At 71.8% G+C, this 8,445-nt stretch carries 7 protein-coding genes and 2 pseudogenes; 7 read left to right on the top strand and 2 right to left on the bottom strand.

The features are described 5' to 3' along the window. From WDV06_RS35100 to WDV06_RS35080, 5 genes and pseudogenes are all read left to right on the top strand, one after another. A pseudogene (locus WDV06_RS35100) lies at positions 1 to 402 on the top strand (urease subunit alpha); the annotation flags it as partial. 20 nt (positions 403 to 422) lie between these two features. Beyond that, positions 423 to 1,469 carry an agmatine deiminase family protein gene (locus WDV06_RS35095; RefSeq protein WP_395513869.1) on the top strand — a complete coding sequence of 349 codons (1,047 nt, stop codon included), beginning with the start codon at positions 423 to 425 and terminating at the stop codon, positions 1,467 to 1,469. Positions 1,470 to 1,507: 38 nt separating this feature from the next. Beyond that, complete coding sequence (locus WDV06_RS35090; protein WP_395513868.1) at positions 1,508 to 2,122, top strand: TetR/AcrR family transcriptional regulator; 615 nt, start codon at positions 1,508 to 1,510, stop codon at positions 2,120 to 2,122. Between the two features lie 331 nt (positions 2,123 to 2,453). Continuing rightward, positions 2,454 to 4,076, top strand: coding sequence for a citramalate synthase (gene cimA, locus WDV06_RS35085; protein ID WP_395513867.1), 1,623 nt, complete (start codon positions 2,454 to 2,456; stop codon positions 4,074 to 4,076). A 64-nt stretch (positions 4,077 to 4,140) separates the two neighbouring features. After that, positions 4,141 to 5,508: a hypothetical protein gene (locus WDV06_RS35080; protein ID WP_395513866.1), complete on the top strand. Its 1,368-nt coding sequence runs from the start codon at positions 4,141 to 4,143 to the stop codon at positions 5,506 to 5,508. 19 nt (positions 5,509 to 5,527) lie between these two features. Here the strand turns inward: WDV06_RS35080 and WDV06_RS35075 are convergent, their stop codons facing one another. Beyond that, positions 5,528 to 6,151, bottom strand: a complete 624-nt coding sequence (locus WDV06_RS35075; protein WP_395513865.1) for a YceI family protein — start codon at positions 6,149 to 6,151, stop codon at positions 5,528 to 5,530. Positions 6,152 to 6,401: 250 nt separating this feature from the next. Between WDV06_RS35075 and WDV06_RS35070 the strand changes: the two genes are divergently transcribed. Together WDV06_RS35070 and WDV06_RS35065 are read left to right on the top strand one after the other, a co-directional pair. Further along, positions 6,402 to 7,985, top strand: coding sequence for an acyl-CoA carboxylase subunit beta (locus tag WDV06_RS35070; protein ID WP_395513864.1), 1,584 nt, complete (start codon positions 6,402 to 6,404; stop codon positions 7,983 to 7,985). 23 nt (positions 7,986 to 8,008) lie between these two features. Beyond that, positions 8,009 to 8,209: an acyl-CoA carboxylase subunit epsilon gene (locus WDV06_RS35065; protein ID WP_395513863.1), complete on the top strand. Its 201-nt coding sequence runs from the start codon at positions 8,009 to 8,011 to the stop codon at positions 8,207 to 8,209. Positions 8,210 to 8,361: 152 nt separating this feature from the next. Here the strand turns inward: WDV06_RS35065 and WDV06_RS35060 are convergent. Next, positions 8,362 to 8,445, bottom strand: a pseudogene (locus WDV06_RS35060) (ATP-binding protein); the annotation flags it as partial.

Raw genomic sequence — 8,445 nt, 5'->3', positions numbered from 1 at the left:
GTGCTGTGGCGCCCGGCGTTCTTCGGCGCCAAGCCGCAGCTGGTCCTCAAGTCCGGCTTCCCGGCCTACGGGGTCACCGGCGATCCCAACGCCGCCACCGACACCTGCGAACCGCTGGTCCTCGGCCCGCAGTTCGGCTCCTACGGAGCCACCGCTGCCGACATCTCCGTCGCCTTCGTCTCGGCGGCCGCCGCCGCCCTCGGCTCCGACGAGATGCCGACCCGCCGCCGCCGCGTCGCCGTACGCGGCACCCGCGGCATCGGCCCCAAGGACATGCTCCTCAACTCCCGGGTGGGCGCGGTCGACGTGGACGCGCGCAGCGGACTCGTCTCCCTCGACGGGGAACCGCTGCGCTCCGAAGCGGCCGAATCGGTCTCCCTCAACCGCCTGTACTTCCTGTAACCGCCCGTTAGGACCCCGCCATGAACGCACAGCCCGCCAAGCCCGTGGACCACGGTTTCCGGATGCCCGCCGAGTGGGCCCCCCACGAGCGCACCTGGATGGCCTGGCCCAGCCCCAACCCGACCTTCACCAACGAGCAGGAGCTCGCCGAGGCCCGCCAGGCCTGGGGCGCCGTCGCGCGCGCCGTCCGCGCGTACGAGCCGGTGACCCTCGTCGTCGCCCCCGGCGACACCGCCGGTGCCCGCGCGATCGTCGGCGACGACGTCGAGCTGGTCGAGCGCGACCTCGACGACGCCTGGATGCGCGACATCGGCCCGACCTTCGTCACCAACGACGCCGGTGAGCTGGCCGCCGTCGACTGGACCTTCAACGGCTGGGGCGCCCAGGAATGGGCCCGCTGGGACCACGACTCCAAGATCGCCCGGCACATCTCCGACATCGTCGGGACCCGCACCTTCAGCACCCCGCTGGTCAACGAGGGCGGCGCCATCCACGTCGACGGCGAGGGCACCGTCCTGCTGACCGACACCGTGCAGCTGGGCAAGGGCCGCAACCCCGACTGGACGCGCGAGCAGGTCGAGCGCGAGATCCACGCCCACCTCGGCACCACCAAGGCCATCTGGCTGCCCTACGGCCTGGCCGGCGACTACGGCACCTACGGCACCCAGGGCCACGTCGACATCGTCGCCGCCTTCGCCCGCCCCGGCGTGGTCATGGTCCACACGCAGCCCGACCCCGCCCACCCGGACCACGAGCGCTGCAAGACCATCGCCGCCATCCTGCGCGCCTCCACCGACGCACGGGGCAGGCAGCTGGAGGTCGTGGAGATCCCGGCGCCGACCGTGCTGGAGGCGGACGGCGAGTGGGTGGACTACTCGTACATCAACCACTACCTCTGCAACGGCGGCGTGGTGCTGTGCGCCTTCGACGACCCGCGCGACGAGGAGGCCGCCGAGATCTTCCGCGGACTCTTCCCCGAGCGGACCGTGACCCTCGTTGACGCACGTACGATTTTCGCCGGGGGTGGCGGTATCCACTGCATCACCCAGCAGCAGCCGAAGGTCTGAACCCGAGGCGGCCCCGTGATCTGACGAAGGAGTGACCCATGGCGGCGGGCGGAGCACCGGTACGGGCGGCGCGCAAGAACGCGCCCCCTCGCGAGGACGTCCTCGCCGCCGCCATGGCCACCATCGCCGAACGCGGACTCGACGGGCTGACCATGGCCGGCCTCGGCCGGCAGGTCGGCATGAGCAGCGGCCACCTCCTCTACTACTTCCGCAGCAAGGACGAGCTCCTGCTGCAGACCCTGGAATGGAGCGAGGCGGCCCTCGGCGCCCGGCGCAGGTCCCTGCTCGCGCGCCGCGGGGCAGCGGGCGAACGGCTGCGCGCGTACGTGGACCTCTACGTGCCCGACGGCCCCCGCGACCCGCACTGGACCCTGTGGCTGGAGGTCTGGAACCGCTCCCAGAACGCGGGCCCGGGCGAACGCGACCGGCAGGCCGCCATCGAGGGCGCCTGGCACCGCGACCTCGTCGCCCTGCTCGCCGAGGGGATCTCGCGCGGCGAGTTCCGCGCGGTGGACCCCGACCGCTTCGGGGCCCGCCTGCGGGCCCTGCTCGACGGCTTCAGCATCCAGGTGGCCGTCGGCCTGCCCGGCATAGGGCGCGAGGACATCCTGGAACACGTACAGGAGTTCCTCGCCGAAACCCTCGCCGCCTAGGCCGCGCGGGCCGAGGGTCGCCTGCCGGACCGCGGATGCCCGCATGCTGAGACCGGCGTCCAGGATCGCTGGAGCGTGTGACAGACTGCGAGCGTGTCTGCTCAGCTCATGATTATGGCCAGCAGCGCGCCGGTCCTCTGTGACCGCTGAACCGTGGACGACCTCCGCGGCAGCGGCCACCGTGCCTCAGACCCGCGCGCAGACCTCTCGCACCCGCGAGGGGTCTTTTCGTTTACCGGCCGAAATCATGCCGGAAACGGACAGCGCGCGATGATGGGGGCAGTGGATCCCCGGTCTCCGGAACCACTCATCCGACAGGAGTCAGATCAGCATGACGACGACAGAGGCGACTGCGCCGGCAGAGGCGCTCGACGACGGCTTCCACGTCTTCGACACCACCCTGCGCGACGGTGCCCAGCGTGAGGGCATCAACCTCACGGTCGCGGACAAGCTGGCCATCGCCCGGCACCTGGACGACTTCGGAGTCGGCTTCATCGAGGGAGGCTGGCCCGGCGCCAACCCCCGCGACACCGAGTTCTTCGCCCGCGCCCGCGCCGAGATCGACTTCAGGAACGCCCAGCTGGTCGCCTTCGGCGCCACCCGCCGGGCCGGCGGCTCCGCCGCCGAGGACCCCCAGGTCCGCGCCCTCCTCGAATCCGGCGCCCCGGTGATCACCCTCGTCGCCAAGTCCCACGACCGGCACGTCGAGCTCGCCCTGCGCACCACCCTGGACGAGAACCTGGAGATGGTCCGCGACACCGTCTCCCACCTGGTCTCCCAGGGCCGGCGCGTCTTCGTCGACTGCGAGCACTTCTTCGACGGCTACCGCGCGAACCCCGAGTACGCCAAGTCCGTCGTGCGCACCGCCCACGAGGCCGGCGCCGACGTGGTCGTCCTCTGCGACACCAACGGCGGCATGCTGCCCGCGCAGATCACCGCGGTCGTCTCCACCGTCCTCGCCGACACCGGCGCCCGCCTCGGCATCCACGCCCAGGACGACACCGGCTGCGCCGTCGCCAACACCCTCGCCGCCGTCGACGCGGGCGCCACGCACGTCCAGTGCACCGCCAACGGCTACGGCGAGCGCGTCGGCAACGCCAACCTCTTCCCCGTGGTCGCCGCGCTGGAGATCAAGTACGGCCGCACGGTCCTCCCCGAGGGCGCCCTCGCCGAGATGACCCGCATCTCGCACGCCATCGCCGAGGTTGTCAACCTCACCCCCTCCACCCACCAGCCGTACGTAGGCGTCTCCGCCTTCGCGCACAAGGCGGGCCTGCACGCCTCGGCGATCAAGGTCGACCCGGACCTGTACCAGCACATCGACCCCGAACGCGTCGGCAACACCATGCGCATGCTGGTCTCCGACATGGCCGGCCGCGCCTCCATCGAGCTCAAGGGCAGGGAGCTCGGCGTCGACCTCGGCGGGGACCGCGCCCTGATCGCCCGCGTGGTCGAACGGGTCAAGGAACGCGAGCTGGCGGGCTACACGTACGAGGCCGCCGACGCCTCCTTCGAGCTGCTGCTGCGCGCCGAGGCCGAGGGCCGGGCCCGCAGGTACTTCCGTACGGAGTCCTGGCGCGCGATCGTCGAGGACCGCCCGGACGGCACCCACGCCAACGAGGCCACCGTCAAGCTGTGGGCCAAGGGCGAGCGCATCGTCGCCACGGCCGAGGGCAACGGCCCCGTCAACGCCCTGGACCGGGCCCTGCGCGTGGCGCTGGAGCGCTTCTACCCGCAGCTGGCCAAGTTCGAGCTGATCGACTACAAGGTCCGCATCCTGGAGGGCAAGCACGGCACGGAGTCCACGACCCGCGTCCTGATCTCCACGACGGACGGCACCCGCGAATGGAACACGGTCGGCGTCGCCCCCAACGTCATCGCAGCCTCCTGGCAGGCCCTGGAGGACGCCTACACCTACGGCCTCCTCCACGCGGGCGTGGAACCGGCGGAATAGCCCCCAGAGCGGCCTTTATGTCCGGCTCACACGGCAAAAGGCCGGTTCGGGTAGCGTCGTCCTCATGAGGACCAGGCTGATGTCCGTACGCGTAGGAGCGATGCTGTCCGGTCTGCTGCTGGCCCTGTCCGTGGGCGCGCTCGGCGGCGCCCCCACGGCGGCCGCGGCCGACGGCGGGACCGCGGCGGTCGCGGAGGCGCTCAAGAAGGGCCCGGTCTACGTCGACCCCGGGGCCTCCGCACAGCTGTCGCAGGCCCAGGCGGACGCCCTGGCCGCGAAGATCAAGGCGGCCGGCAAGCCGCTGTTCGTCGCGGTGCTGCCCGCCACCCCCGCGTTCCCGGCCGACAGCGTGCTGCGCACGGTCCGCACCGAGACCGGGATCACCGGGCTGTACGCCATCCGGCTCGGCGACGGCTTCAACGCCGGTGCCGACGCGGTCGTCATGCCGCGCAACGCCGTCCGCAACCTCACCGACGCGGTGAAGGCGGGCGGGACGGCGGACGCCGCGACCGAGCTGAACGCCTTCGTGGACCAGGCCCTCCCGCAGATGAAGGGCCACGCGCCGGCCTCCTGGGGCGGCGGGGCCGGCAGCGGCGGAGGGTCCTCCGCCGGGGCCCTGATCGCCCTCGGCGCGGTGGCCGTGCTCGCCGGCGGGGGCGGGTACCTGCTGGTCAAGCGGAACCGCAAGAAGAAGGAAGAGGCCCGGCGGGAGGCGCTCGCGCGGCTGAGCGTGGTCGTCGACGAGGACATCACCGCCTTCGGCGAGGAGCTCGACCGGCTCGACTTCCACCCCGGCGAGCCCGGCGCCGACGACGCCATGCGGGGGGACTACGAGCGGGGGCTCGACTCCTACGAGCGGGCCAAGCAGATCATGGCCTCGGTCCGGCGGCCCGAGGAGGTCCAGGGCGTGACCCAGGCGCTGGAGGACGGCCGCTACGCGCTCGCGTGCCTCGACGCCCGGCGGCGGGGCGAGCCCGTGCCCGAGCGGCGCGCGCCCTGCTTCTTCGACCCCCGGCACGGACCGAGCACCGAGGACGCCCAGTGGGCCCCGCCCGGCGGGGCGGCACGCACGGTACCGGTCTGCACGGCGGACGCCGTCCGGCTGCGGGACGGCCTGGACCCGGCGGTGCGCACCGTGGACACCGAGTACGGCCGGCGGCCCTACTACGAGGCAGGCCCGGCCTACGGCCCCTGGGCCGGCGGCTACTTCGGGGGCGGTCTGCTGCCCGGCCTGCTGATGGGCACGCTGCTCGGGTCGATGATGTCCACCCCGGCCTACGCCTCCGACTTCGGCGGCGGCATGGACGGGGGAGGGTTCGAGGGCGGGGACGTCTCCGGGGCCGACTTCAACCCGTCCGACTTCGGCGGCGGGGACTTCGGTGGCGGGGACTTCGGCGGCGGTGGCGGCTTCGACGGCGGGGGCGGCTGGTAGCCGCCCCCGGAGGCGCCGGTCAGGCCTGCTTGATCGCGGAGATGTCGAAGGTCAGCTTCACCTTGTCGCTGACCATCACGCCGCCGGCCTCCAGTGCGGCGTTCCAGGTCAGGCCCCAGTCGGAGCGCAGGATCTCCGCCGAGCCCTCGAAGCCGACGCGCTCGTTGCCGTACACGTCGGTGGCGGAGCCGGTGAACTCCAGGTCGATGGAGAGCGGGCGCGTGACGTCCTTGATGGTCAGGTCCCCGCTGATGCGGTACGTGTCAGCGCCGACGCGGGCCGCGGAGGTGGAGCGGAAGGTCATCCGCGGGTACAGCTCGGCGTCGAAGAAGTCGCTGCCCAGCAGGTGGGCGTCGCGGTCGGCGATGCCGGTGGAGACCGAGGCGATCTCGACGTCGATGGAGGCGGTGGAGCGCGCGGGGTCGCGGCCGTCGAGGTGCAGGGTGCCCTCGTGCCGGGCGAAGGAGCCGCGGACGTTGGTCACCATCGCGTGGCGCACGGTGAAGCCGATGCTGCTGTGGGCGGCGTCGACGAGGTAGTCACCGGTGAGCGCGGCGAGGGCCGGGTCGACGTCGAGCGTGGTGACCGCGCTCTCGGCGGGGGCGGCGTCGGCGGTGCGGTTGCGGCGGGAGAAGAGAGCCATGACGTCCTCCTGGGAAGTCTGCGATTGGTTCAATGTTGAACAAGAACCACGCTAGAGCCATTCCGTTCAAATTTCAACTACATCACCCGTTCGGGCGTGGTTTTGTAGGACACCCACAAAGGGCGGGGGTCCGCGCTGGGGGAGTCCATGCATGCCCCGGCGGTTCTGTCCGGCCCGCACAGCCGGAGGGGTCGGAGACTGTGTGGATTCAACGGAGGGTTTTGACGGCCCGGCTTCGTAAGGTCGGTACATGACCGTTGTGGACCAGACTCCGAGCGAGCCGACGGACGCCCGCGGGCGCGTGGCCGAGCTGCACTCCCTCCGCGAGGAGGCCCGGCGCGGCCCCAGCGACCGCGCGACCGAGGCGCAGCACGCCAAGGGCAAGCTGACCGCCCGCGAGCGCATCGCGCTCCTGCTCGACGAAGGTTCCTTCCGGGAGGTCGAGCAGCTCCGCCGGCACCGGGCGACCGGGTTCGGGCTGGAGGCGAAGAAGCCGTACACCGACGGTGTCATCACCGGCTGGGGCACGGTCGAGGGCCGCACGGTCTTCGTCTACGCGCACGACTTCCGCATCTTCGGCGGCGCCCTGGGCGAGGCCCACGCCACCAAGATCCACAAGATCATGGACATGGCCATCGCGGCCGGTGCCCCGCTGGTCTCCCTCAACGACGGCGCCGGCGCCCGTATCCAGGAGGGCGTCTCCGCCCTCGCCGGCTACGGCGGCATCTTCCAGCGCAACACCAGGGCCTCGGGCGTCATCCCGCAGATCTCGGTCATGCTGGGCCCCTGCGCCGGCGGCGCCGCGTACTCCCCGGCGCTGACGGACTTCGTGTTCATGGTCCGGGACACCTCGCAGATGTTCATCACCGGCCCCGACGTCGTCCGCGCCGTCACCGGTGAGGAGATCAGCCAGAACGGCCTCGGCGGCGCCGACGTGCACGCCGAGACCTCCGGCGTCGCGCACTTCGCGTACGACGACGAGGAGACCTGCATCGCCGAGGTCCGCTACCTCATCACGATGCTCCCCTCCAACAACCGGGAGAACCCCCCGGTCCACGAGAACACCGACCCGGTCGACCGGCGTTCGGACGTCCTCCTGGACCTGGTCCCCGCGGACGGCAACCGCCCGTACGACATGCTCAAGGTCATCGAGGAACTCGTCGACGACGGCGACGTCCTGGAGATCCACGAGCGCTGGGCGCGCAACATCATCTGCGCCCTGGCCCGCCTCGACGGCCAGGTCGTCGGCATCATCGCCAACCAGCCGGGCCACCTCGCCGGCGTCCTGGACATCCACGCCTCCGAGAAGGCCGCGCGCTTCGTCCAGATGTGCGACGCCTTCAACATCCCGATCGTCACCCTGCTGGACGTCCCCGGCTTCCTCCCGGGCGTCGACCAGGAGCACGGCGGCATCATCCGCCACGGCGCCAAGCTGCTCTACGCGTACTGCAACGCCACCGTCCCGCGGATCTCGCTGATCCTGCGCAAGGCCTACGGCGGTGCGTACATCGTCATGGACTCCCAGTCCATCGGCGCCGACCTCACCTACGCCTGGCCCACGAACGAGATCGCCGTCATGGGCGCGGAGGGCGCGGCCAACGTGATCTTCCGCAAGCAGATCGCGGACGCCGAGGACCCCGAGGCCATGCGTGCCCGCATGGTCAAGGAGTACAAGGCCGAGCTGATGCACCCCTACTACGCGGCCGAGCGCGGCCTCGTCGACGACGTCATCGACCCCGCCGAGACCCGCGGGGTGCTCGTGAGCGCCCTCGCGATGCTCCGCACCAAGCACGCCGATCTGCCGTCTCGCAAGCACGGCAACCCGCCGCAGTAACGAGCTGAGGAGACCTGCCAACGATGAGCATCGCCACCGACACCCTGCTGAAGGTCGAGAAGGGCAACGCCGCGCCCGAGGAGCTTGCCGCGATCACCGCGATCCTGCTCGCCCGCGCCGCCGCCACCCCCGAGGAGGCCGCCCCCACCCGCCGCTCCACCGCCGGCTGGCGCCGTCTGGAGCGCAGCCGGGGCTTCCAGGCCCCGCACAGCTGGCAGGGCTGAGCAGCAGCGCACGTCCGAAGGCCCCGCACCGTCCACGGTGCGGGGCCTTCGCCGTGTCCGTGTCCGGTCCGGTGCGGGCGTCCGGTGCGGTCGTCCGGGTACGGCGAAGGCCCCCGTGCCACGGCACGGGGGCCTTCCGCGGTTCCGCTCTGCTACCGAAGCCGTGCCATGAGGGCGTGTTCGACGAGGGTGATGAGTGCGCTCTTGGCGTCCGCGCGGTGGCGGGCGTCGGTGGT

The sequence above is a fragment of the Streptomyces racemochromogenes genome, assembly GCF_044129415.1.
GTDB lineage: Bacteria > Actinomycetota > Actinomycetes > Streptomycetales > Streptomycetaceae > Streptomyces > Streptomyces racemochromogenes_A.
Note: the sequence above shows the minus strand (reverse complement) of the source record. Positions and strands in the feature narration are given on the sequence as shown.